The sequence below is a fragment of the Microbacterium alcoholitolerans genome, from assembly GCF_050408615.1.
Lineage (GTDB): Bacteria > Actinomycetota > Actinomycetes > Actinomycetales > Microbacteriaceae > Microbacterium.
Map to the genome: position 1 here is coordinate 1834825 of NZ_JBNTKD010000001.1, position 22454 is coordinate 1857278.

Consider the following 22454-nt stretch of genomic DNA (forward strand, 5'->3'; position numbering starts at 1 on the left):
TGCATGACTGCTCGCCGCGCCCTCATCACCGGCGCCAGTTCCGGCATCGGAACGGCCGCCGCCCTCGAACTCGCCCGCTCCGGCGCCGCCGTGTGGATCACCTACACCGGCCGCGAGGCCGAAGCCGCCCGGGTCGCCGCGGAGTGCCGTTCCGCGGGGGCCCCGGAAGCGCGCGTCTCGCGCCTCGACCTGCGCGACCCGGAATCGATCGCCGCGCTCGTCGCCGACATCACCGAGGCCTGGGGCTCCTTGCACGTGCTCGTCAACAACGGCGGCGTCTGCCCCTACATCGGCTACGACGACATCGACGTCGAGGAGTGGGACTTCGTCCTCGAGACGAACGCCCGCGGCACCTTCCTCCTCACCCGCGCCGCGCTCCCCCTGCTGCGCGCTGCCGAGGGCGACCGGTCGGTAGTGAACATCTCGTCGATCGCCGGTCAGGTCGGCGCGCTGCAAACCGGCATGCACTACGCCGCCAGCAAGGGCGCCATCCTGGCGATCACCCGCAGCTTCGCCCGTCACCTGGCCTCCGAGGGCATCCGCGTGAACGCCGTCACCCCCGGCCCTGTAGCCAGCGCGATCACGAACGAGCTCTCCGCCGAGGGCCGCGCGAGGCTCGAGGCGGGCATCCCTCTGGGCTCCTTCGGCGAGCCGGCCGACGTCGCCTGGATCATCACCTCACTGGCATCCGACCGCGCCCGATTCATCACCGGCGCCACCTACGACGTCAACGGAGGAGTGCGCATTGACTGACGCCGTCCCGAAAGCCCGCAGCGCCCTCGACACGGTGCAGGCGCAGCTCGACGCCTTCAACGCGCACGATCTCGACGCCTTTATCGCGACCTATGCGCCGGATGCCGTGATCACTGGGGTCGCGCCCGAGCCGATTGTCGGCGCGGAGGCGATCCGCGCGTTCTACGAGCCTCGGCTGCAGAACCCCGAGCTCTCGTGCGTGATCGATAACACAGTGCTCTTCGGCTCCCGCTGGGTCGTGGCCCAGGAGCAGGTCATCAACGCGGGCGTCGCGACCGAGACGATCGCGACCTTCGACGTCGTCGATGGACTCATCTCACGCGCATCGATGCTCAAGGCCTGAGCCGGCGGCGCCGATCGGGCGAGATCGGCCGCCGGGTGGGAGGATCGCCTTCAGCGCCGGATGTCGCCGAAGGATACCGTCCAGGCGCCGTCCAGGGCGATGGACTGCCCGCTGAGGTACGGAGCCTCGTCCGACAGGAGGAACGCAGTGACGGCCGCGACCTCCTCGGCGCGGGCGATGCGTCCCATCGGCGGACCCTCGGCGAGTTCCCGCTCGGCTGACGCCGGATCGGAGGATGCGGCGATCTGGGCCTCGAGGTGCGGGGTGCGCACCCCGCCGGGCGCGATGGTGTTGGCGCGGATGCCCTGCCCTCCGTGGCTGACGGCGACGCTGCGCGTGAGCGCATCGATGCCGCCCTTGGTGAACTCGTATGCGGCGTGATCGAGGTGACTGGCGCGGCCGTGGATCGAGCCGATGTTGACGATGGAGCCCGGCGTGGCCTGCTCGAGAAAGGTTGAGACGGCCACCGAGCAGCCCCACACATACCCGAAGCCGTTGATGCCCACGATCTCGCGGACCAGGTTTTCATCGAGCTGGTGCAGCGGCGTCTGCTTCGTGATTCCGGCGTTGTTGACCCAGCCGGCCAGCGGCGCGAGCGCCCGCGCCTTCTCGGCGGCGGCCACGTGGGCCTGTCGGTCGGAGGCGTCGCCGAGCACGAGATCCGCGACGACGCCAGCCTCGAGAGTGCCTGACCCGGGCGAACGCTCCAGCCCGACGACGATCCAGCCGTCGGCGGTGAGGCGCTCGGCGATCGCGCGACCGATGCCCTTGCCGCTGCCGGTGACCACGACGCTGCGTGCGTCGGAAGCCTCTGCCATCTCAGATCTCCTCGAACTCGAACACGGAGGGGTCCAGCGAGAACCCCAGTCCTGCGGCATCCGACGGACGCACCCGTCCTTCGAAACGCGGCCCGCCGACGACGAAGGACGGCGCAGGATCGTACGGGTTGACACCCCGGGCGAAGGTCTCGACGCCGATGCCGAGGTGTGCGGTGACCTCGGGGTACACGTGTCCGGATACCGCCACGCCGCGCGTCCTGGCCCAGCGGATCAGCTCCCGAGCGGGCGTAACACCGCCGATTGCGACGACGTCGAGGCGCAGAACGTCGACGCCGCCCACCTCGACCAGCGCCTTGAGCACAGCGGGATCGGTGACCTCATCACCCACCGACACAGGCAGCCCGGTCTCGGCCTTGATGCGCGCGACACCCGGGGCATCCTCGGGCAGCAGCGGATCCTCCAGCCACGCCAGACGGGCATCGCCCCACTGCGAGACCTCGGCGACCGCGACATCCGCACTGGGCCAGCCGAACCCCACGTCGACGACGAGTCCGGTCGATGCCGGTAACTCGATGTTCAGCAGAGCGATGAGCTCGCGCATATATGCCGGGTCGGGCATGCGTGAGATCTTGACGTTGGTCCAGCCATCTGCCTGCGCGATGACCTCGTCCGCGACTTCCCGCGGCGAGCGCCCGGGCGTCGGATACGCGGCGACCAACATCGATTCGCGCGGCGCGTCCCCGGTGCCTAGCTGCCGCCACAGCGGCTGGCCGGCACGGCGTGCGGCGATGTCCCACAGAGCGATGTCGACCAGGCCGATGGCGCGGCGCACGAGTCCGACTCTTCCGACGATGGCGCTGCCGCGCAGCATCCGCTCCCAGACCGCCGCCGGGTCATCGGCGTCCTGGCCGAGGGCGTGGGCGGCGACGAGGCGTTCAACGATCTCGGCCATCGGGGCCTCGCGAGACAGGCAGTAGGCGACGCCCTGCGTGCCGTCGTCCGCGATCACGCGCACCGCGGTGTACTCGCGACGGGTGACGGTCATCGCACCCAACTGCAGCGGAGCGGGCAGCGGCAGCACTGCCGTGGCGGTGTCGATGCGTGCGATCTTGGCCATCATTCGGGCTTCTTCGCGAGCGGAACACCGTAGTCGACCATGAAGCCGCCGTCGACGTAGAGCGTCTGGCCGTTCATGTACCGTGACTCGTCCGAGACGAGGAAGCTGACCGCCGCGGCGATCTCGCTGGCATCCGCGAGGCGCTTCGCGGGGATGCGCGAGAGGATCGTGTCGAGGCTGAGCGTGCCATGCTCCACTCCCTGGCGGAACACGCCGGTGTCGACGTAACCCGGCGCGACGGCGTTGACGCGCACGCCCCGGGCCGCCCATTCCGCGCCCGCGGTGGCGGTCAAGCCGATGACGGCCGCCTTCGTCGTGGCGTAGGGCGCCCGGCCCGCGGATCCGCGCGACGAGATCGACGAGATGTTGACGATGCGGCCGTCGCCGTGCGCCAGCATCCGCCGCCCGGCCGCCTGCAGACAAGTGAAGACGCCGTGCAGGTTGACGTCGACAACGGCGGCCCATTCGTCCCAGGTGAGGTCTTCGAGACCCCGGTGGCGCTGGATGCCTGCGTTGTTGACCAGCACGTGCAGCGGACCGAACTCGGCTTCGATCTCGCCGAACACGCGGTCGACGCCATCATGATCCGTGACGTCGAGCTCACGCCAGACGATGCCCGCGGGGTTCTCTGCCGCGGTCAGCCCTGGCACGCGGTCGGCGGCGATCACGCGGTAGCCGTCGGCGGCGAGGCGCTGGCCGATCTCCCAGCCGATTCCTGCCGAGCCGCCGGTGACGATGGCGACGGGGGTCTGAGAGGTCATGGTTCTCCTCGCTGAGGGGTGAAGATTTGCTATAGCAAGTGTAGTCGGATGCCGCGCTCACTGCTCCAGGAGACCGGCGACCACGCCGATGGCGTGCTGTTCGAGCAGTTCCAGACCGCCCGGAGCCAACGGCGTCTGCCATGCCTGGTACGCGCCGCGCTCATACGCCTCGCGGGTGGGCAGGTAGACGAAGCCCGGCCCGTTCGTCAGGTTGATCACGACGATCGGCACCTCGGGAAAACGTGCGCGCAGCGTGGTCTGCAGCCGCGAGTAGGCCTCACCGGGATGCGCGACGATCACCGCGTCGCCGAGGCGCCAGGCCCAGAGCGGATGCTGCACTGTGGGTCCTGTGATGTAGCCGTCGCGCAGATTGCGGGCCCGCCCCAGCCGCTCCTCGCGTGAACGGGGGTCGATGTCCTTCCACTCCTCGGCGAGCTCGTCGATTGTGGGCAGATCGCGCAACGGCAGCTCCACGGATGCCACAGCGCCCGCGGCCGCGTCACCGCCGTCGGCGGCTCGTCCGGCCCAGACGGCAAGGGGAGCGCCCGACTCCACGACGCCGTCGAGGGTGAGCTGATCACCCGGCACCGGCAGCGCGTCCAGCGCGGCCATCACGGCGTGGCCCAGCGACCGGCCGTGCCGGTCGGCGACCGTGACGTCGCCGGTGTACTGCTCACGCGGTGCCAGCTCGCCCGAGGCCCCCTGCACGAACAGGCACGGGGCACCCGTCGCCTGCTCGACGATCTCGCGCAGTGCGCCGACGTAGTCGGGGGAGACCTGCCGCGACTGCCAGGCCAGCGTCGTGGGATGACAGGCGTAGTTCACCAGCGTGGCCGTCACGGCACCGTCGATGCTGAGCCGCCCGATCATCACGGTATCGTCGGCTGCGCCGGCCGGGTTGTACCCCACCAGCGCGCGTCCGTCGAGGTCGAGTTCGCGATCGGATGCCAGCGTGCACCGGCCCGTTGTCCACTCGATGAGCCCGGGCCGGGCGGCCTCCAGCGCCTCGAGTCCGGCTTCGACGCCCGCCGCGGCCAGCGCCTCGAGGTAGCCGGGAATGAGCTCACCGCCGGCCAGATGCGCATCGGCTGCGCACAGCACCGCACCGGCGTGGGTGTGCGACAGCGAGAGCATCAACTGGTCGGCATCCAGTTCGAGCCCGTCGAGGATCGCACCGCGCACGCCCTGTTCATCCGCGACCCGCCGCCACCACGTGCCGTCGACCGCAAGCAGCACGCGCGGCCTGTCGTCGGCAGCGATGATCGCGAGCGCGGTCAGCTCGAACGGGCGGTGCGCGCCCTCGGAGCGCTCCCAGTCGGCCGGGCCCCAGTTCTTCGCACGGATACCCAGCGGCGGCGTGATGTCGCGACGGGCGACGCCGATGCGCGCTCGCGTGCGGGGGACTCGGATGCTGTCGCCGAGGCGTGTGGAGGAATCTGTGGGATGCATTTTCACGACATTGTCGCTGAAAGCGAATCCGCATCTGAATCGATACCGGCTGCAAGTGCTGCCGCGCGCTGACGGCGCTCCCGCTCTCGCATCGGATCCGCGATCGGAATGGCAGCCATAAGAGCTCGAGTGTATTCGTGGCGTGGTGCCGCGAACATCTCCTCCCGCGCCCCCTCTTCCACCAGTTCGCCGCGGCGCATCACGCCGAGGCGGGACGCCATATACCGGACAACCGCCAGGTCGTGGCTGATGAAGAGGTAGGTCAGACCGAGCTCGTCCTGCAGCTCCCGAAGCAGATTCAGCACCTGCGCCTGGATCGACACGTCGAGGGCGGAGACGGATTCATCGAGAACGAGAAATTCCGGATCCAGCGCCACGGCACGGGCGATAGCCACCCTCTGACATTGTCCGCCGGACATCGTATGGGGCAGACGCTGCGCGAGTGACCGCGGCAAGCCGACCATGTCCATCGCTGCTTCCACCCTCCGCTGCAGGTCGATCCCGCGAGCGACACGATGGGCGAGCAGCGGGGCGGCGATCAGCTGCTCCACCGTCTTTCGGCGGTTCAGCGCCGAGAGGGGATCCTGGAACACCATCTGCATGCTCCGCCGCAGCGGACGCAGCTGACGTTCCTTCATAGCGTGGATGTCGGTTCCATTGACGAGCACCCGGCCCGCATCGATCGGGGTGAGCCCCAGTACGGTCCGCGAGACGGTGGACTTGCCGGAACCCGACTCACCGACGAGTCCGTATGTCGTTCCTCGTTGGATCTCGAAGGATACGTTTCGGACCGCATGGACCTTCTCCCCACCGGCTGAGAACGTCTTCGAAACGCCTTCGACACGCACCAGCGTCTCAGGTTCGGAGATCTTGCGGGCGGGGACGGGTCGAGCTTGCGAGCGATCACGCACCTCCATCCCCTTGGTCGGGATGGGCTGGTCGATGTCCATCTCGAGATCGACGACGGCCGACAGCAACCCACGGGTGTACGGATCGCGAGGACGGTCGTAGAGCTCCTGCGCGGGCGCCGATTCGATGATCTTCCCGTGGCGCATGACGTGTATCGATTCGCAGAAGCCGGCTGCGACTCCGAGATCGTGCGTGATGAGAATCACGGCGGTGCCATGTTCTGTCGCGAGCCGGTCCAGAAGGTCGATGATCCTCGCCTGAGTGGTGACATCCAGCGCGGTCGTCGGTTCGTCGGCGATGAGGAGCTCGGGGCGAGCTGCCAGAGCCATTGCGATCATCACCCGCTGCCTCATGCCGCCGGAGAGTTCGTGCGGGTACTGCCGAACGCGATGCTCGGGCAGCGGCACCCCGACCTCATCGAGCAGTTCGATCGCTCGGCCGAGCGCCGCTTCGCGTGAGACGCGCTCGTGGAGGCGTATCGCCTCGATCAGCTGCGCACCGATCCGCTTGGTCGGGTTCAGCGATGACATCGGGTCCTGATACACCATCGCAACGCGTCCGCCGCGGATCTTCGACATCTCCGGCTGAGATGCCGAGAGCAGATCGACATCTCCCAGCATCACGCGCCCACTGAGCTGTGCTCCGTGCGCGAGGCGCATGATCGACAGCGCGGTGAGCGATTTCCCCGAACCGGACTCGCCGACCAGACCGACTTTCTCGCCCGGGCGCACAGTCAGGCTTATTCCCGCGACCGGTTCGGCGGGTCCGAACCGGACGTGCAGGTCCTCAATGCGAAGGACCGGCTGGCGCGCGTCGTCCTCAGGAGTGACATCCATGGCGATATTCATTCGGGCGCGCGTCCGGCGTAGAGCAGGCCCGCCTCATCGGCCCACACCTCTTCGGCGAAGGCACGTCCAGCGTCGGATGGCTGCACGTCGCCGAGGATGCTGGGATAAGGATCATCCGCAGTGCGACGGCTCGGATCCGGAGACCAGGTGTCCTTCAGTAGCTGCTGCCGCACGGTCGCGTCGCGGAGGTCAGGCAACTCAATGCGTCGCGAGCCGTCAAGCGCGGAACGATAAGCGAGGATTCCGACCAGGGACATCGTCACGCCGCGCCAGACGTCGAAGTACGGCTGGACACCGCTGCGCACTGCCTCGGCGAACATCAGGTTCATGAAGAAGTCCGCACCGCCATGGCCGGATTGCATCGCTTCGTCGTGGTGCTCCGGGAAGTCGGGAGAGTACTGTCGCTCCTCCGGTTCACCAGGTGCCTTGTCGAACCGCTCCTTGCGCACCCGCACTTGATGGGATCCCGGGCCCCTCACGTTCTCCATGAGTCCGCTGTTCCCATGGACGCGCACCCAGTTGCCCTCACCGCGAAGGTCGTACTGCAGCAGTTTGACGATCGCGCCGTTGTCCATCTCCACGATGATCAACCCGGCGGTGTCCATCCGCCGTACGGTGAGCGCCTTGTTGGCGTCGTCGTAGTCATGCGGCACGACGAATCCCGTGACAGCCACAGGCTGCGTATCGGTGATGTACATCAGTGGCGCGAGAGCGTGAGAACAGTAGTAAGTGGCCGGCAGCCAATTGCGCCAATGGTCCATGCCCGCGGAGATGCTGTTGACGAACCGGGCGCTCATCGGGTGGATGTACTCGCCCTCGCCATACTTGAACTGGCCGACTTCACCGCTCTGGTAGAGCCGCCTCATCTCCTGGTTGAACACCATGAACGGATACTGGTCAGCCAGCATGTAGACGAGACCGGAACGCTCGACTTCTTCAAGAAGCTCGGCACCTTCGGCGGCCGTCAGGCACGACGCAGTCTCGCTCATCACGTGCTTGCCCGACTTCAGGGCCTTGATCGCGAAAGGCGCATGCTCGTGGTAATAGTTCGCCAGGATCACAGCGTCCATGTCGTGCTCGAGGAAGCGATCATAGTCGGTGTAGGTCGCGACGGCATGTTGCCGACCCACCTCGTCGAGCCTGTCCGCCCAGGTGTCGCATAGAGCCACGAGCTCCATACCGACGCTCGGCTGACTCTGTTGAATGAACGTCAGACCTCTACCGAGGCCGACGATGCCGACACGAATCGGTTGCTGCGTAGTCATTGGATTGCCTTTCATCAGATCAGTGTCAACGCTGTGCTGCGGCCCTCGGGTCGAGCGCGCGACGAAGATTGTCGCCGACGGTGTTGAGCGCCCATACGAGAGCAACGATGGTCAAGCCGGGCCAGACGACGTATCCCGGGTAGGTGTACAGGTTCTGATACCCGACGAGCAGCAGGTTGCCGAGCGACGTCTCGGGCGGCTGCACACCGAGCCCGACGAAGCTCAAGCCTGCCTCGGTCAGGATTGCGTAGCCGGCCACCAGAGAGGCCTGCACCAGGAGTGTCGGCACGGTGTTGGGGAACAGTTCCAGCCAGACCACGCGAAGAGGAGAGGCACCCGAGGCACGCGCTGCGATCGCATAGTCGCTGCTGGATTCCTCCATCACGGCCGATCGCGCGAGCCGCGCGACGACGGGAGCGTTCAGAACTCCGATGATGAATATCAGGCCGAACGTGGAGGAGCCGAACGCCGCGACGAACATCAGCGCCAGCAGGAACGAGGGAATCGCGATCGCACCGTCGACCAGCCGCATCAAGAGCTCGTCGAGCCACCGGGCGCCGAGCCCCGCGGCCATGCCCCAGATGACGCCCAACACCATCGAGACGGCCACGGCACCGGCAGTGACCAAGAGCGTGATGCGAAGGCCGAAGATGAGCCGGGTCAGCAGATCCCGTCCGAGTTCGTCCGTACCCATCAGGTGAGCTCCTGTCGGACCGGTCAGCGGCGGGCCGACGTTGATCTGAGCAGGGCCGTAGGGTGTGAGCCATGGCGCACATATTGCGGCAAGTACGACGATCATTACGAAGATCAGCGAGATCGCTCCGGGGAGGCCGAGCGCCTTCAGAGTCCTGACTGGCCGATGCCATGCGGTCGGTCGCGTGGTCGCGGTCTGCGACAGTTCGTCCTGCATTGTCATGATGCACCCACTCGAACTCGTGGATTGATGAGCCCGTACGCGACGTCGACGAGCAAGTTGATGATGATGAACGCTGCGGAAAGCAGCAGAACCACTCCCTGGAGCACGCCGTAGTCTCGCGACGAGATGGCGCTCACGGTCAGGGATCCGAGGCCGGGCCAGCCGAACACGTACTCCACCAGCACGACGCCGCCGAGAAGCTGGCCGACAAGCAGGCCGAAGAATGTCAGCGTGGGCATCAGGGCGTTCGGCAAGGCGTGACCGATCACAGCGGTCCCCCAGCGCAGGCCCTTCCCTTCGGCAGTGCGCATGTACATGCTGCTGGACACCTCGGCAAGCGAACTGCGAAGGAACCTCATGAGTGGTGCGGCAAGGGTTACCCCGAGAGTGACGGCGGGTAGGACCAGCAACGTGAGGTTGGCGATCGGATCCTCCCCGAACTCGACGTAGCCGCGGGCGGGCAGCCATCCCAGCGTGACGGAGAACACTGTCACGAGGAGGATGCCCAACCAGAATTGCGGTATGGCCATGCCCAGCGTCACCAGTCCGCTCGCCGCGCGATCCAGAAGCGATCCCGGTCGAATCGCGGATGCGACCGACAGCGGCACAGCGATGAGAATCGCGATGAGAATCGCCGCTATTGCCAGTTCCACTGTCGCCGGCAGACGCTGGGCGATGAGAGCAGACACAGGATACTGACTGGAGTACGAGACGCCGAGGTCGCCCTGCAACGCACCCAGCAGCCATGCCACGTATTGTTCGAACAGCGGCTTGTCAAGGCCGAGTTCGCTGCGCAGCTGCGCGACGACTTCTTCGCTGCCTGCCGCGGCGACCGCTCCGAGACGCGTCACTACCGGGTCACCGGGCAGGACCCGCACCAGCGCGAAGATGATCAACGACACGACAAGCAGGAGCAGCGCTGCGTGTCCGAGGCGACGTATCAGGAATGAGGCCATGGATCAGCGGCCACCGACAGTGACGTCTTCGAGGTGAAGATCCCCTGACGGCGCGATCCAGGCGCCATTGACGTTCGTCCGCGCGGCTGTCACCAGCGGAGCGTGCACGCTGACGATGACCGGCGTCTGCTCGATCACGATCTGCTGCATCTCCTGGTAGTACTCCCGGCGCTGGTCTCGGTCATCGGTGGCGAGAGCCTTGGTCGCCAGCTCGTCGTATCGATCATCGCGCCAATTGCACTCGCACGCACCGTTGGCGAGGCGCCCGAGGATGAACGATGGGTCATTCGGGTCTCCGCCGGCATTCGGCACGATGTGGTTGGGGTATGCGGCGGGAATCGGAATGAACTTGTCGACCCACGCACCCACCTCCTCATTGCGGATATCTAGGGTGATGCCGATCTCGGCCAGGTCCTGCTGCAGGATCTGCGCCTCGAGGTTCCATTCCGGGTAGGCGCCGGCGATGCCCCACCAGGTGATGCTGTCGCCAGGGTTCACGCCTGCGTCGGCGAAGAGGGCGGCTGCCTCATCGAGATCGTGCGCATCAGGCTCCATGCCGTCGGCGTCGAATGCCCAGGAGGCCTGCGGGAGAAGCTCGTTGTACTCGGCCGGCTGGCCGAAGCCGCTGAATGCGGTCTGCACGACCTCGTCACGGTTCAGCGCAAGGCTCAAGGCCTTGCGGGCACGCGGGTCGTCGAACGGCGGCGAGGTCGTGTCGACCGACAGGTAGTGGAGTTGGGTCGACTGGTCGCTCTCAAGTACGGCGACGCTGCTGTCGGACTTCAGCGGCGCCGCGTCCGCCACGGGGAGGTTCCAGAGCAGCTGAACGTCGCCGGTCCGGATGGCCGTGACCGCGGCCGCCGTGTCGTTCGACGCGACGATGGTGATGCCCTTGAGCTCGGGGATTTCTCCCCAGTAGTCCTCGTTGACCGTCATCTTGAGTTCCTGATTAGGCACGAAGGAGTCCATCTTGAAGGGCCCGGTGCCGATCGGCTTCTCGTTGATAGTGTCGGCGCTCTCCGGTGCAATGATGCGCAGCGTGCTGAGGGATAGCGGCAGAACCGCGTTCGGCTTGTCGAGCTCAAACGTGACCTGGTTCGGCGAGTCAGCGTGGATCGCCGAGACCGAGGTCAGGTAGATGGCCGCCACGGAGGTGTTTGAGCCGGAGAGAACACGCTCCATGTTCCAGACCACGTCCTCGCTCGTGAAAGCACGACCGTTGGTGAACGTGACGTCGTCGCGGAGCGTGAACGTCCATGAGGTGAGATCATCGTTCGAGGCCCAGCTCTCCGCTAGCCCGGGGACGACCTCGTCCCCCTCGGTCACCTCGGTGAGCCCGTTCCACAGGAGGGGGTACAGGACTCGCTCCCACTGGAAAGTCGCCAGGCCCGGATCGAGCTGCGGAATCGCGCCCTGTCCGGTGGTGACGACCAGCGTCGCATCAGGGTCGGCCGCTGCATCAGGCGGGACTGCCGTCCCCGTGCAGCCGGCCAGCGTAAGGCCAGTCAGTGCAAGAGCCGTCACGGCAACAAAGATCTTGCGGCGGAGTTTCATGATGACCTCTCATCGATTGTCGGGGTGGACCACCTTGTCACCGAGGGACGACGGCGTCTTTGCTATAGCATCTAGCATTCTTAGCGATTTGTCCACTCTGGGCGACTGGATGCCATAGCATTCGATCTGGGACCGCATTTTGGTCGCGGCACCAAGGAGGGCAACATGCGCAGCGTCACGGACCAGAACATCGCCGAACAGGTGACTGACCAGTTACGCGCCGCAATACATTCTGGCGAGCTCGCTCCCGGCGACCGACTGGTCGAGCGGAAGCTCGCCGAGCGCTTGGGCGTCAGCCACATTCCGGTTCGGGAAGCTCTCACCCGGCTCGCCCAGGAGCGGTTGGTCACGCGTGAGCCGCGTCGCGGCGCTCGTGTCGCGGCGCTCACGGCCCAAGATCTCGAAGAGATCGCCAGCCTGCGCATCGTGCTTGAGCAGTTCATGGCGTTGCGCGTGCAGGAACGATGGACCGAGGCATCGGCCGAACGTCTGCGGCAGATCATCGAAGCCATGGAGGCAGCGAACGTCGGCGACATGACGGAGGTGCTCCGCCAAGACCGCGCCTTCCACGAGGCTCTTGCCGAGCTCAGTGAGCATCGTTTTCTCACGGAATTGAGTGCGCAGCTGCGTGGACGCATCACCGGGTTCATCCGGGCGGCCAACGCCGCGCTCCCGCCCGACGAGCAGGCCGAGCACGTGCGCAGCCATCGCCAGATCCTGGATGCGATCGCCAGCGGCGACCCAGACGCCGCACGTGACATCATCGCCGAGCACGTCACACGCGCGTTCGCTCGAATCGAGCCACTTGCCGAGTCCCTCAATTGAACTGTCCCCAGCGCGCCATGCGTGAGTCACCCGACGCGTAGGCTCGGGCACATGGACAGCAACGAGGCTCTGCACGCGGGAATCGTCGGCGCCGGCGGCATCGCACCCCCGCACATCGAGGGGTGGCTCGCGCTCGGCGCCGAGATCGCGATCCTTCGCCGCACCGGAGCGCAGGAGCTCGCCGAGCAGCACGGCATCCGAGTCGTCGACGATCTCGACGAGCTGACCGAATGGTCGTCGATCGTCGACATCGTGAGCCCGACGACCACGCACCTCGACGTCGCCCGCCGCGCGTTCGCACGCGGCCGGCACGTCGTATGCGAGAAGCCGCTCGCCGTCACCACCGCAGACGCCGTCATGTTGGCGCAGGAGGCGTCGGATGCCGGTGTGCGCCTCTTCCCGGCGCACGTCGTGCGCTATTTCGAGGGCTACCAGCGGATGAAGGAGGGGCTCGGCTCGATCGGGACGCTGCTCGAACTGACCTTCCGCCGCACCGTGGCGGCTCCGGATTCGGCCTGGTTCTATGCGGAGGATGCCGGCGGCGGGCTGATCCGCGACCTCATGATCCACGACCTCGATCAGGCCCTGTGGCTCGCGGGCCCGGTCGCCGAGGTGTCGGCGACGCAGGATCCGCCCGCTGTGAACGGACAGGTCATGCCGCCCGTCTCGGCGTACGCGACGCTCACGCACGCGAACGGCGCCGTCAGCCACCTGCACGCCGACTGGTTCGGCCCCGAGACGGTCTTCCGCTCGGAGGCCTCGGTCGTCGGAGTCCACGGAGAGCTGCGTTTCGACACGGCCGGGTCGGGCGAAGCCCGTGAAGGCTACCTGCCACCGGCATCCGACATCGATCCGTACCGGGCGCAGCTCGCCGACTTCGTCGACGCGATCCGCACCGGACGCGACGCGCGCGTCACCCCCGAAGACGGCATCGCCGCCGTGCGGCTGGTGGATGCCGCGTACGAGTCGCTCCGCACCGGGAGGCCGGTCCTGCTGTAGCCGGGCGCCCGGTTGCGTTCTGGGGGACGACACGCCAGATCACGGATCGGATGCCCGTTTTCGTCCGACACCTGGCGTGTCGGCCCCCGAAGTGTATTCCGCACGAGTGTCAGGTCACGCGGGCAGGCTCACCGGCCGCACGATCACGCGCCGGCGGTCGCGCACCCACACGGCGCCGTCTGCACGGTGCTCGGCCCGGGTCGCGAACCGGTAGCGGTACGAGACGACCCGCACCCACTCCGGCGGCTCGCCGGCGAACGGGTCGTGACGCAACATCCGCAGGGTCGGCGCATCAGCCTGCAGCAGCCGCAGCAGCAGCACGGTGAACCAGTCATCGAGCGAGTGCCCGAGCGGCAGGAACCACATCAGCCAGTCCAACCGCAGGTGGTACGGGGCGAACTGCCGCGGGATGCGCCGCACGTCGCCGGGCTTGCCCTTGAACTCGTACTCCTGCCATTCGGCGGCGTCGGGGTCGGCATCCGATGTACCCTCGATCACCAACTCGATGCGCTCCTTCGTCACGGTGCCGAACGCACCGTACGCGTTCGCGAGCTGCCACCGGTTGAAGCTCGCGTTCATCAGCTGGCGGCGGGCGAAGAGGTTCCGCAGCGCGGGCCAGCTGAGCGCGGCGAACAGCAGGCCGACGGCGCAGGTGATGACGATCCAGTAGAGCGGGATGGGCGTTTCGTCTCGCTCAGGGACCCATCCGAACTCGAGCATCCAGCCGATGGCCGAGAACGCGATCACGATGGTCGCCCAGTTCAGCCAGGCGAAGTTGCCGGTGACCACCAGCCACGCCTGGGTGAGGATGATGATCACCCCGGCGATCGTGCCGATCAGCAGCCACGGCCCATCGACAGGGACCCAGACGGCCACCACCGGCACGAAGAGGAAGAACGGCACCACCAGCTGCGCGAAGTGGTTGCCGAGCACCTCGCCCTTGTGGAACCAGCGCGGCAGCAGATGCGCCTGCCGACTCAGCGGCCCGGGCATCGGCTGGGTCTCGTGGTGATACGTCAGCGCGGTCAGATCACGCCACTCGCGTCCGCCGCGGATCTTGATCATCCCGGCGCCGAACTCCAGCCGGAACAGCAGCCACCAGAACAGCACGATCACCACGGTCGGCGGCGGCTGATCGGCCGAACCGAGGAACGCCGCGAGGAAGCCGGCCTCGAGCAGCAGCATCTCCCAGCCGAACGAGTAGAACGTCTGCCCGATGCTGACGATCGACATGTACCCGCCCCACAGCAGCAGGAAGCAGACCATCGGCACCCAAGGCGCGCCCAGCTGCGGCACGCCGATCACCAGAACGCCCGCGATGACGATGCCGGCCCAGCACAGCGCGACGAGTCGCCTATCGCTGTAGCGCACGCGCGAGAAGAGGGTCGGATGCAGCATCCGACGCCTTCTCTCGGACGCGGCCACCCAGCTGAGCAGATCGGGCGCTGGCAGCAGTCCGCGCTCGCCCGCGAGCACTCGGAACTGGTTCAGGCTCGACAGGAACGCGACGAGGTACAGCGCGGCGATGCCGCGCTGCAGCACCTCGCGCGCGAAGCCGTAGTCGGCGGCCGCGAACCCGTCCATGCCCGCAGATTACGCCGCGGTGCGACGATGTCGGATGCCCGTTGCGCCGCGGCCTGGCATGCCCTAGTGATACGAAACGAGGGCCGACACGCCACCCGTCGGACGGAATGCGGCATCCCGTCCGACATCTGGCGTGTCGGCCCCCGAAACGTAACCGGAGTCAACCGGAGCACCGGCGTCAACCGGCGCCGACCGGACTACTCGGTGATGAGCCAGTCGATCTGGTCGCCGTACTCAGCCAACCACTCGTCGACGGCCTCTTCGGACTTGTCCTTGTACTCGTCCGAGGTGACGAGGCTCTCGAGTGCACCGTACTGCTCGTCGGTCAGCTTGATCTTCTCGATGTACTCGGCGGCCTCGGGGAACTCGTCGGCGAAGCCGAGCTTGCCCAGGAAGTGCAGGCCCTCGGTCTCACCCATGGCGCCCTGCGGGTCTTCGAGGTCCTTCATCGGCCACGCGTCGTTGGCCCAGAACGGACGCCACAGCGTCACGACGACGGGCTCCTCAGCAGCCACGGCGGTGTCGAGCGTGGCGAGCATGCCACCGGTCGACGAGGTCACGAGCTCGTAGTCGTCGAGGCCGTAGGCCGGCATCGCGCTCTCCTGCGTGGCCTTCGTCAGCCCTGCACCGGGCTCGATGCCGATGATCTTGCCGTCGAACAGGTCGGCGTTGCCCTTGAGGTCCTCGATGGAGTTGATGTCCTCCATGTACTCCGGCACGGCGATCGTCAGCACGGCGCCGTCGTAGTACGTGCCGAGGTCTTCGATCTTGTCGCCGTACTCCTCCATGTAGGAGGCGTGCGTGACCTCGGACCATGCCGAGGGGTACATGTCGATGTCGCCCTGCGAGAGAGCGGTGTAGAGGGGGCCTGCGTCGACGACGTCTTCCATCTCGATGTCGTAGCCGAGCTTCTCGAGCTGGTCGGCGAGCAGGTATGCGGTACTCAGGCCGTCAGTCCACGCGGGGAGGAACCCCATCGTGATGGTGCCCTTCTCGTCGCCCGCGGGTGCGCCCGCGTCGCCGTTGTCGCCGCTCGCGCAGCCGGTCAGGACGAGGGATGCTGCCGCGCCCAGCGCGACGATTCCGGTCAGATGCCTCTTGTTCATGGTGCTTCCTTCTTTCTTCACGTATGTCTCAGACGTTTCGTATGTGTTCGGGTAGTGCATGTCTTTCGGGCCGGTCGCCTCAGGCTGCGGCCGCGACCGTGTCCGGCGTCTGGGCGGATGCCGAAGCCGAGGCGCGACGTGCGTCTTCGCGGCGACGCTGCAGGATGCCAAGCAGCGAGGAGCGCGAACCGGCCGGGTTGCCCAGTGCCGCCGTGACGCGGTCGAGGTAGACCGCGATGAAGACGACGCCGAGTCCGGCCTCGATGCCCTGCGCGACGTTGATGGTCGCCAGTGCGGCGACGACCTCCTTGCCGAGACCGGGTGCGCCGGCCATACCGGCGATGACGGCCATCGACAGGGCGAGCATGATCACCTGGTTGACGCCGGCCATGATGGTCGGCATCGCCAGGGGCAGCTGGATGCCCCGCAGGATCTGACCCGGCGTAGCGCCGAAGGCGTGACCGGCCTCGACCGTCTCGGAGTCGACCCCGCGGATGCCCAGCTCGGTGAGCCGCACGCCAGGAGGCAGCGAGAAGATCACGGTCGCGATCACGCCGGGCACGAAGCCGAGGCTGAAGAAGATGATCACGGGGATCAGATACACCAGCGACGGCATGGTCTGCATGAGGTCGAGCACGGGCTTCATGACCGTGCTCGCGGTGTCGTTGCGGGCCGCCCAGATGCCCAGCGGCACGGCGATCACCACCGTGACGAGCGTGGCCAGCAGCACGAGCGCCAGCGTCTGCATCGAGGTCTCCCACTGACCGACGCCGAGGATGACGACGAACATCACCACGGTGCCGACCGCGAGCTGCCACGAGCGCACCATCCACGCGATCAGCGCGAAGATGAGGATCATGACCGGCGCGGGCGGCGCGATGAGGATCGCTGCGAGGCCTTCGGCGAGGAAGCCGACGACGGTCGAGATCGCGTCGGTCAGTCCGTCGAGATTGTCGCGGATCCAGTCGACGACTGCCTTGCCCCATTCGCCGATCGGGATGTCGAAACCGTCCATCAGCGCACCTCCTCCGCCTGGTCGTCGTGTGTCGCTGCGCTTGCAGCCCCGTCGACGGCGGCAGCCGCCTCTTCGAGCACCTCGTCGATCATGGTCGACGACATCGGCTGCAGCGGGATCGTCAGCTCACCGGTCGCACCGGGCCCTGGGCCGAGTGCGGCGAGCAGGGTGACGCGCGGGATCACGCCGACCAATCGGTCGTCGTCGTCGGTGACCGCGAGCGGCAGCGGCGACTCGACCGAGGGGATGAACAGGTTCATCAGCACGTCGTCCTCGTTGACCGTCTGCGGGACGGGCTTGAGGATGGATGCCAGTGACGTCTCACCCTTGCGGACGAGCTTCACGGCATCCCGGTCGGTGACGATGCCGATCAGCTTGCGATCGCGCCCGACGACGTAGGTCGCCGACATGTACGCGTCGCGCATCTGGCGCAGCGCCGTGCGCGGTCCGGCGGAATCGGCGACGACCGGGCGCGGTCGCTCCATCACATTCGCGGCGGTCAGCACGCGGGCACGGTCGACGTCCTGCACGAACTGCTCGACGTAGTCGTTGGCCGGGTCGGTGAGGATGTCCTCCGGCGTGCCGATCTGCACGATGCGTCCGTCGCGCATGACGGCGATGCGGTCGCCGAGGAACATCGCCTCGTTGAGGTCGTGAGTGATGAAGATGATGGTCTTCTGCAGCTTCGCCTGGAGTTCGACCAGCTGCTCCTGCATCTCTCGGCGGATCAGCGGATCGAGGGCGCTGAACGCCTCGTCCATCAGCAGGATGTCGCTGTCGGCGGCGAGCGCGCGGGCGATGCCGACGCGCTGCTGCATGCCACCGGAGAGCTCACTCGGCAGCTTGTCGCCCCAGCCGGCCAGCCCCACCATGGCGAGAATCTCCTCGGCCTTCGCAAGGCGCGCGGCCTTGTCGACGCCCTTGATCTCGAGCGGATAGGCGACGTTCGCGGCGACCGAGCGGTGCGGCAGCAGGGCGAAGTGCTGGAACACCATCGAGACGTGGTCGCGGCGCAGTTCGCGCAGCCGCGAGGCAGGGATGCCGGTGATCGGGTTGCCCTCGATCGTCACCGTGCCGTCGGTGATGTCGTGCAGGCCGTTGAGCATGCGGATCAGCGTGGACTTGCCGGAGCCCGATAGGCCCATGATCACGAAGATCTCACCGCGGTTGACGGTGAAGCTGGCGTCGATCACCGCGGCGGTGCCGACATCCAGCACCTCGGTGCGGGATTCACCGGCCTTCAGGCGCTTGACGGCCTGTTGCGGATTTCGACCGAACACCTTGTACAGATTGCGCGCTTCAAGAGCGATTTCAGACACGTTTCCCCCGTGGCTCACCGACGGGATTTCGGGTATCAGGAGCCGACTTCGGTTACGCCCGGGTGATGTTCACAGGGCCGCTTCGAGTGCTGTGCGGGCGGCTCGGGCGACGGATTTCGGATCCGCGCAGAGAACATCGACCGTACGCTCGCAGCTCTCCAAGTGCACAGCTGAAATCGAAGAAAGTGCGACCGCGGACTGGTCATTCGGGCATGCGCCCGTCTTTCTACGTAATCACGCTGGCCGGGGTGAGCCAAATCGCGTATTGAATCGAGACCAGGCTGTTACTCGCGTCGCGCACGCCCTAGCGGTTCTTGATTGACCTGGTCACAGCGAATTTCGGAGTGCGCAGAATCTGCTCGGTCTGACCGACTTCGCGGGCGAGGACGCGACGGTGGTCGAGGTGGGAGTTGAACACCGTCCACACCTGGCCACCGGGTGCGGTCAGTCGCGCGGCGGCTTCGATGAGCCGGTGACCGGCGCCCTCATGAACGCTCGCGCCGAGATGGAAGGGCGGGTTCAGCAGCACGAGGTCGGTCTCGCCGTCGGGAAGCTCGGACCCCGCGTCGTCCAGCGTCACGGTGATGCGGTCTTCGAGCTTGTTCGCCGCGACCGTCGCGCGGGCCGAGCGCACCGCGGACGCCGACCGGTCGGTCGCGGTGATCGTGGCATCCGGATTCTGCAGCGCGAATGCGACCGCGAGCGCGCCGGTTCCGCACCCCAGATCGACGACGCGCAGCCCGCGGCCCGCCACAACTCCGGAGAAATCATCGTCGGAGGCGGCATCCGGGCGCGTTCGGGCCCCGGACGGCCCGGATCTCCGGAGTTGTGGCGGCAGAGCGGCGGAGAGCTCCGGCATGGCTTCCAGCAGCGCGCGTGTTCCGATGTCGAGCTTCGCCCCGGCGAACGCCCCGCCGAAGGCGCAGAGTACGAACTCCACCGGCGGGAGACGACTTCCGGTTCGAGAGATCACGTGCGCGGTGGTTTCCGGCGCAGGAAGTGGTTTCTCGGCGGATGTCGCGGGACGCACGGAGCTGGATGCCCTGATCAGGCGCGACTTCCGCTCGGCGCGCTGAGGCTGCACGGTTCCGAAGTACCGCGCGAGCACCTCGTTCTGCGCGAGGGTCATGTGCTTCACGCGTCCTCCCGCGATCAACACGACATCCGGTGCCGCCCAGCCGGCGACGGCATCCGCGATCTCCTCCAGCGCCGCGAGCGCCCTGGGCAGCTGCAGCAGCACGAGTCGCACCCCGATCAGCAGGGACTCGTCGAGCTCGTGCGAGGTGAACGCGCCGTCCAGTGCCAGCTCGCGGGCGTTGTTCGCCAGCGCCCGACGGCCCGTCACCAGATCCTGATGCACGCGGATGCCATGAAGCCCGGCATCCGCCAGCGCGAGCGTGATCGCACCGTACTCGTCGCCGATGACGGCGATCTGCTCGCCCTGCAGTCCGGCGTCGAGCGCGCGCCGCACGAGCAGCTCGTCGGTGGCATCCCAGGCCTGAAGGTTCGACGCCTCGACGTCGGGAAACCGCCGCAGGCGGGTGTAGTCGAACTCGGGCACTCGCCCACTGTAGGACGTCATCGAGCGGTGGCGGCGAATCCGTTCAGCAGCGTCGTGACCGTCTCGGTCGCGAATGGCTCGATATCTGCGGACAGGTCTCGCTGCAGCTCGGTGGTGCAGACGTCCAACACGGCCTCGACGAGCGACACGGCCACGTTCAACGGCATTCGACGGAATGCGCCGGCATCCATTCCGGCCGCGAGGATCTCGCGCAGCAGCCTGGAGTCCTCTTCGGCGCCGAGCAGATCGCCGGTGAGGAACGATGCGCGCTCGCTCGCCAGGAACACTGCGAAGGCGCCGACATCCGCGGGCCTTCGTCCGGCGGCTCATCCAGGCGAGCCGCACGGCGCCGGACGCCCCTCTGCGGCTAGCGTGAGAAGCACCATGACTGCGACGCTGCATCTCACCTCGGCGACCCTCCCCTCCGCATCGATCGGAGCCTCGAACCCGCTGCCTGCCGTAGGCGCGATGCCCGAGGCGCCATACCAGGCCTCGACCGAGAACCTGCCCGCCGACATCGCGGCGAACATCGCGTACGGGCGGGTCACCAGCATCCATCCCTACCTGCTGCAGGACCAGTACACCCGCGAGCGCACCACCGCCCCGATGCGACTGGCGGTGCTCGAGAACCACCTGATGCGCGCAGAGTTCGCACTCGACCTGGGTGGCCGCCTCGTGCGGCTGCTCGACAAGGCCACGGGCCGCGACCTCGTGTACCGCAACGCGATCTTCCAGCCGGCGAACCTCGCGCTGCGGGGTGCCTGGTTCTCGGGCGGCGTCGAATGGAACATCGGCATGCGCGGGCACTGGCCGCTCACCGCAGCGCCTCTGTACGCCGCCGAGATCACCGGACCCGACGGCGAGCCGGTGCTGCGCATGTGGGAGTACGAACGCAAGCGCGGGCTGATCGTGCAGCTCGATGCGACCCTCGACGCGAACTCGCCGGCGCTGCACGTGCAGGTGCGCGTGCGCAACCCGCACCCGCGCGAGACCGGCATGTACTGGTGGACGAACATCGCCGTCGCCCAGACCCCCGGCTCGCGGGTGTTCGCACCGGCGACGCACGCTTACCAGACGCAGTACGACGGCTCGCTCGGATACGTGGACGTCGCCGATCCCGACATCAGTCACCCGGCATCCGCCCCCGCCGCCGCGGACTGGTTCTACGCGCTCGAGCCGGGCACGATCCCGTGGATCGCGGCGCTCGAGCCCGACGGCTCGGGCCTCGCACACGTCTCGACGGCGCCTCTGCGCGGCCGCAAGCTCTTCGTCTGGGGCGACACCGCCGGCGGACGGCACTGGTGCGACTGGCTGGGCGGCGCGTCCGGCGCGTACTTCGAGATCCAGGGCGGTCTCGCCACGACGCAGTACGAGCACCTGCCCATGCCCGCCGGCGCGACGTGGGAGTGGCGCGAGAGCTTCCTGCCGCTGCGGGTCGACGACGCGCGCCGCAACGGCGAGTGGGCGACGGCCGTTCCCGTCGTCGAGAAGGCGGTGTTCGAGGCATCGGATGCCACGGACGGCGGCGCCCGGCTGGACGCCGTCGCCGACGTCGCGCCGGATCGGATGCTGAACGGCGGCTCACCCTGGGGCGCACTCGAAGCGGAGCTCGCCGCGCGCCTGGGCACGACGTTCGATGCGCTGCCTGGCGTGCGCTTCGATCGGGATGCCGGTGACGAGGGCGCCTACTGGACGGCGCTGCTCGACGGCGATGAGCCGAGCGATCCGCCGGCGACCGATTCCCCCGCCTCGTACGTCGACGGCGAGGGGTGGGATCGCCTGCTGGCCGCCGCGCCCGCGACCTGGCTGACCCACTATCACCGCGGGGTGATCGCGCATGCGTCCGGTGACCTGGACCGCGCCGCCTCGCACTACGAGGCGTCGCTGCGTCAGCGCCGCTCGGCATGGGCGCTCCGAGGGCTCGGTCAGGTGCGGATCGCGCAGGGAGAGTCGGATGCCGGGCTCGGCCATCTGGCGGATGCGCTCTCGCTGACGCCGGAGACGGTTCCGCTGCTGCTCGAGCTCGGCACGGCCCTGCTGCAGGCGGATCGCGCCGACGAGGCGGCCTCGCTCGTGGCATCCCTGTCGGGCGCCGTCCGCGCGGTCGGCCGGGTGCGCGTTCTTGCGATTCGCGCGGCGCTCGCAACCGGCGACCGGGAGGCCGCGGGCCGACTGCTCGAGGAGCCCTTCGAGGTCCCCGACATCCGCGAGGGCGAACTGAGCATGTCATCGCTGTGGCGCGAGGCCTTCCCCGACCGCCCCGTGCCGGAGTGGTACGACTTCTCGATGAGCTGAGCCTCCTGCGCGCTGTTCCGGTCCGATGTGATCGGGGCTTGACGTGCGCTTGGTTGCATGGTTAGTTAGTCGAGTAAGTAACCACATAACCGGAGGCGAC

21 protein-coding genes are annotated in these 22454 nt (G+C 67.4%); 6 read left to right on the forward strand and 15 right to left on the reverse strand.

All coding sequences use genetic code 11. The features are described from left to right. Positions 1–3 precede the first annotated feature (3 nt). Together ACQUSX_RS08790 and ACQUSX_RS08795 are read left to right on the forward strand one after the other, a co-directional pair. Positions 4–753 (forward strand): SDR family NAD(P)-dependent oxidoreductase, encoded by a 750-nt coding sequence (locus ACQUSX_RS08790; protein WP_428906567.1) that lies wholly within the window; start codon positions 4–6, stop codon positions 751–753. Continuing rightward, entirely contained in the window at positions 746–1096 is a 351-nt protein-coding gene (locus ACQUSX_RS08795; RefSeq protein WP_428906568.1) for a nuclear transport factor 2 family protein, read from the forward strand. The genes ACQUSX_RS08790 and ACQUSX_RS08795 overlap by 8 nt, the downstream gene beginning before the upstream one ends. A 50-nt stretch (positions 1097–1146) precedes the next feature. Here ACQUSX_RS08795 and ACQUSX_RS08800 read toward each other — a convergent pair whose 3' ends face one another. Genes ACQUSX_RS08800 through ACQUSX_RS08820 form a run of 5 tightly spaced genes read right to left on the reverse strand, consistent with a single transcriptional unit; the run spans position 1147 to position 6842 of the window. Then, the gene (locus ACQUSX_RS08800; RefSeq protein WP_428906569.1) at positions 1147–1914 is read right to left on the reverse strand and encodes an SDR family NAD(P)-dependent oxidoreductase; all 768 of its coding nucleotides are present in this window, start codon (positions 1912–1914) and stop codon (positions 1147–1149) included. A gap of 1 nt (position 1915) precedes the next feature. Further along, on the reverse strand, positions 1916–2995 hold the full coding sequence (locus ACQUSX_RS08805; RefSeq protein WP_428906570.1) for an enolase C-terminal domain-like protein: 1080 nt from the start codon (positions 2993–2995) through the stop codon (positions 1916–1918). Continuing rightward, entirely contained in the window at positions 2992–3753 is a 762-nt protein-coding gene (locus tag ACQUSX_RS08810) for an SDR family NAD(P)-dependent oxidoreductase (protein ID WP_428906571.1), read from the reverse strand. Before ACQUSX_RS08810 ends, ACQUSX_RS08805 begins: the two co-directional genes overlap by 4 nt. A gap of 57 nt (positions 3754–3810) precedes the next feature. Then, complete coding sequence (locus tag ACQUSX_RS08815) at positions 3811–5202, reverse strand: hypothetical protein (protein WP_428906572.1); 1392 nt, start codon at positions 5200–5202, stop codon at positions 3811–3813. Between the two features lie 2 nt (positions 5203–5204). Beyond that, positions 5205–6842, reverse strand: a complete 1638-nt coding sequence (locus ACQUSX_RS08820; RefSeq protein WP_428907618.1) for a dipeptide ABC transporter ATP-binding protein — start codon at positions 6840–6842, stop codon at positions 5205–5207. Between ACQUSX_RS08820 and ACQUSX_RS08825 the strand changes: the two genes are divergently transcribed. Further along, complete coding sequence (locus tag ACQUSX_RS08825) at positions 6756–6980, forward strand: hypothetical protein (protein WP_428907649.1); 225 nt, start codon at positions 6756–6758, stop codon at positions 6978–6980. The genes ACQUSX_RS08820 and ACQUSX_RS08825 overlap by 87 nt on opposite strands. Here ACQUSX_RS08825 and ACQUSX_RS08830 read toward each other — a convergent pair. From ACQUSX_RS08830 to ACQUSX_RS08845, 4 genes are read right to left on the reverse strand one after another with little or no spacing between them, the layout of a single operon-like run. Next, complete coding sequence (locus ACQUSX_RS08830) at positions 6956–8239, reverse strand: Gfo/Idh/MocA family protein (RefSeq protein WP_428906573.1); 1284 nt, start codon at positions 8237–8239, stop codon at positions 6956–6958. The genes ACQUSX_RS08825 and ACQUSX_RS08830 overlap by 25 nt on opposite strands. Before the next feature lie 10 nt (positions 8240–8249). Then, positions 8250–9140: an ABC transporter permease gene (locus ACQUSX_RS08835; RefSeq protein ID WP_428906574.1), complete on the reverse strand. Its 891-nt coding sequence runs from the start codon at positions 9138–9140 to the stop codon at positions 8250–8252. Then, complete coding sequence (locus ACQUSX_RS08840; RefSeq protein WP_428906575.1) at positions 9137–10096, reverse strand: ABC transporter permease; 960 nt, start codon at positions 10094–10096, stop codon at positions 9137–9139. The genes ACQUSX_RS08835 and ACQUSX_RS08840 overlap by 4 nt, the downstream gene beginning before the upstream one ends. Before the next feature lie 3 nt (positions 10097–10099). Continuing rightward, positions 10100–11650: an ABC transporter substrate-binding protein gene (locus ACQUSX_RS08845; protein WP_428906576.1), complete on the reverse strand. Its 1551-nt coding sequence runs from the start codon at positions 11648–11650 to the stop codon at positions 10100–10102. 165 nt (positions 11651–11815) lie between these two features. On the opposite strand from ACQUSX_RS08845, the gene ACQUSX_RS08850 reads away from it, so the two are divergent. Continuing rightward, entirely contained in the window at positions 11816–12475 is a 660-nt protein-coding gene (locus ACQUSX_RS08850) for a GntR family transcriptional regulator (protein ID WP_428906577.1), read from the forward strand. Positions 12476–12526: 51 nt separating this feature from the next. Beyond that, complete coding sequence (locus ACQUSX_RS08855) at positions 12527–13474, forward strand: Gfo/Idh/MocA family protein (RefSeq protein WP_428906578.1); 948 nt, start codon at positions 12527–12529, stop codon at positions 13472–13474. Between the two features lie 114 nt (positions 13475–13588). On the opposite strand, the gene ACQUSX_RS08860 is transcribed toward ACQUSX_RS08855, so the two are convergent. The 6 genes from ACQUSX_RS08860 to ACQUSX_RS08885 all read right to left on the reverse strand — a co-directional run bounded on the left by ACQUSX_RS08860 (position 13589) and on the right by ACQUSX_RS08885 (position 20346). Continuing rightward, positions 13589–15058: a lipase maturation factor family protein gene (locus ACQUSX_RS08860; RefSeq protein WP_428906579.1), complete on the reverse strand. Its 1470-nt coding sequence runs from the start codon at positions 15056–15058 to the stop codon at positions 13589–13591. Positions 15059–15255: 197 nt separating this feature from the next. Then, positions 15256–16164, reverse strand: a complete 909-nt coding sequence (locus ACQUSX_RS08865; protein ID WP_428906580.1) for a glycine betaine ABC transporter substrate-binding protein — start codon at positions 16162–16164, stop codon at positions 15256–15258. A gap of 79 nt (positions 16165–16243) precedes the next feature. After that, positions 16244–17179, reverse strand: coding sequence for an ABC transporter permease (locus tag ACQUSX_RS08870; protein WP_428906581.1), 936 nt, complete (start codon positions 17177–17179; stop codon positions 16244–16246). Then, positions 17179–18498, reverse strand: coding sequence for a quaternary amine ABC transporter ATP-binding protein (locus ACQUSX_RS08875; RefSeq protein ID WP_428906582.1), 1320 nt, complete (start codon positions 18496–18498; stop codon positions 17179–17181). Before ACQUSX_RS08875 ends, ACQUSX_RS08870 begins: the two co-directional genes overlap by 1 nt. A gap of 304 nt (positions 18499–18802) precedes the next feature. Continuing rightward, positions 18803–20059, reverse strand: coding sequence for a class I SAM-dependent methyltransferase (locus tag ACQUSX_RS08880; RefSeq protein ID WP_428906583.1), 1257 nt, complete (start codon positions 20057–20059; stop codon positions 18803–18805). A 17-nt stretch (positions 20060–20076) separates the two neighbouring features. Next, positions 20077–20346: a hypothetical protein gene (locus ACQUSX_RS08885; protein WP_428906584.1), complete on the reverse strand. Its 270-nt coding sequence runs from the start codon at positions 20344–20346 to the stop codon at positions 20077–20079. Positions 20347–20443: 97 nt separating this feature from the next. Here ACQUSX_RS08885 and ACQUSX_RS08890 point away from each other — a divergent pair, with 97 nt between their 5' ends. Continuing rightward, positions 20444–22354: a DUF5107 domain-containing protein gene (locus ACQUSX_RS08890; protein ID WP_428906585.1), complete on the forward strand. Its 1911-nt coding sequence runs from the start codon at positions 20444–20446 to the stop codon at positions 22352–22354. The last annotated feature ends 100 nt before the right edge of the window (positions 22355–22454 follow it).

Coding starts and splice junctions, on each gene's coding strand:
- ACQUSX_RS08870 (WP_428906581.1), bottom strand. CDS start 17,179: ATGGACGGTTTCGACATCCCGATCGGCGAATGGGGCAAGGCAGTCGTC.
- ACQUSX_RS08850 (WP_428906577.1), top strand. CDS start 11,816: ATGCGCAGCGTCACGGACCAGAACATCGCCGAACAGGTGACTGACCAG.
- ACQUSX_RS08855 (WP_428906578.1), top strand. CDS start 12,527: ATGGACAGCAACGAGGCTCTGCACGCGGGAATCGTCGGCGCCGGCGGC.
- ACQUSX_RS08840 (WP_428906575.1), bottom strand. CDS start 10,096: ATGGCCTCATTCCTGATACGTCGCCTCGGACACGCAGCGCTGCTCCTG.
- ACQUSX_RS08835 (WP_428906574.1), bottom strand. CDS start 9,140: ATGACAATGCAGGACGAACTGTCGCAGACCGCGACCACGCGACCGACC.
- ACQUSX_RS08810 (WP_428906571.1), bottom strand. CDS start 3,753: ATGACCTCTCAGACCCCCGTCGCCATCGTCACCGGCGGCTCGGCAGGA.
- ACQUSX_RS08865 (WP_428906580.1), bottom strand. CDS start 16,164: ATGAACAAGAGGCATCTGACCGGAATCGTCGCGCTGGGCGCGGCAGCA.
- ACQUSX_RS08845 (WP_428906576.1), bottom strand. CDS start 11,650: ATGAAACTCCGCCGCAAGATCTTTGTTGCCGTGACGGCTCTTGCACTG.
- ACQUSX_RS08790 (WP_428906567.1), top strand. CDS start 4: ATGACTGCTCGCCGCGCCCTCATCACCGGCGCCAGTTCCGGCATCGGA.
- ACQUSX_RS08805 (WP_428906570.1), bottom strand. CDS start 2,995: ATGATGGCCAAGATCGCACGCATCGACACCGCCACGGCAGTGCTGCCG.
- ACQUSX_RS08815 (WP_428906572.1), bottom strand. CDS start 5,202: ATGCATCCCACAGATTCCTCCACACGCCTCGGCGACAGCATCCGAGTC.
- ACQUSX_RS08800 (WP_428906569.1), bottom strand. CDS start 1,914: ATGGCAGAGGCTTCCGACGCACGCAGCGTCGTGGTCACCGGCAGCGGC.
- ACQUSX_RS08860 (WP_428906579.1), bottom strand. CDS start 15,058: ATGGACGGGTTCGCGGCCGCCGACTACGGCTTCGCGCGCGAGGTGCTG.
- ACQUSX_RS08890 (WP_428906585.1), top strand. CDS start 20,444: ATGACTGCGACGCTGCATCTCACCTCGGCGACCCTCCCCTCCGCATCG.
- ACQUSX_RS08830 (WP_428906573.1), bottom strand. CDS start 8,239: ATGAAAGGCAATCCAATGACTACGCAGCAACCGATTCGTGTCGGCATC.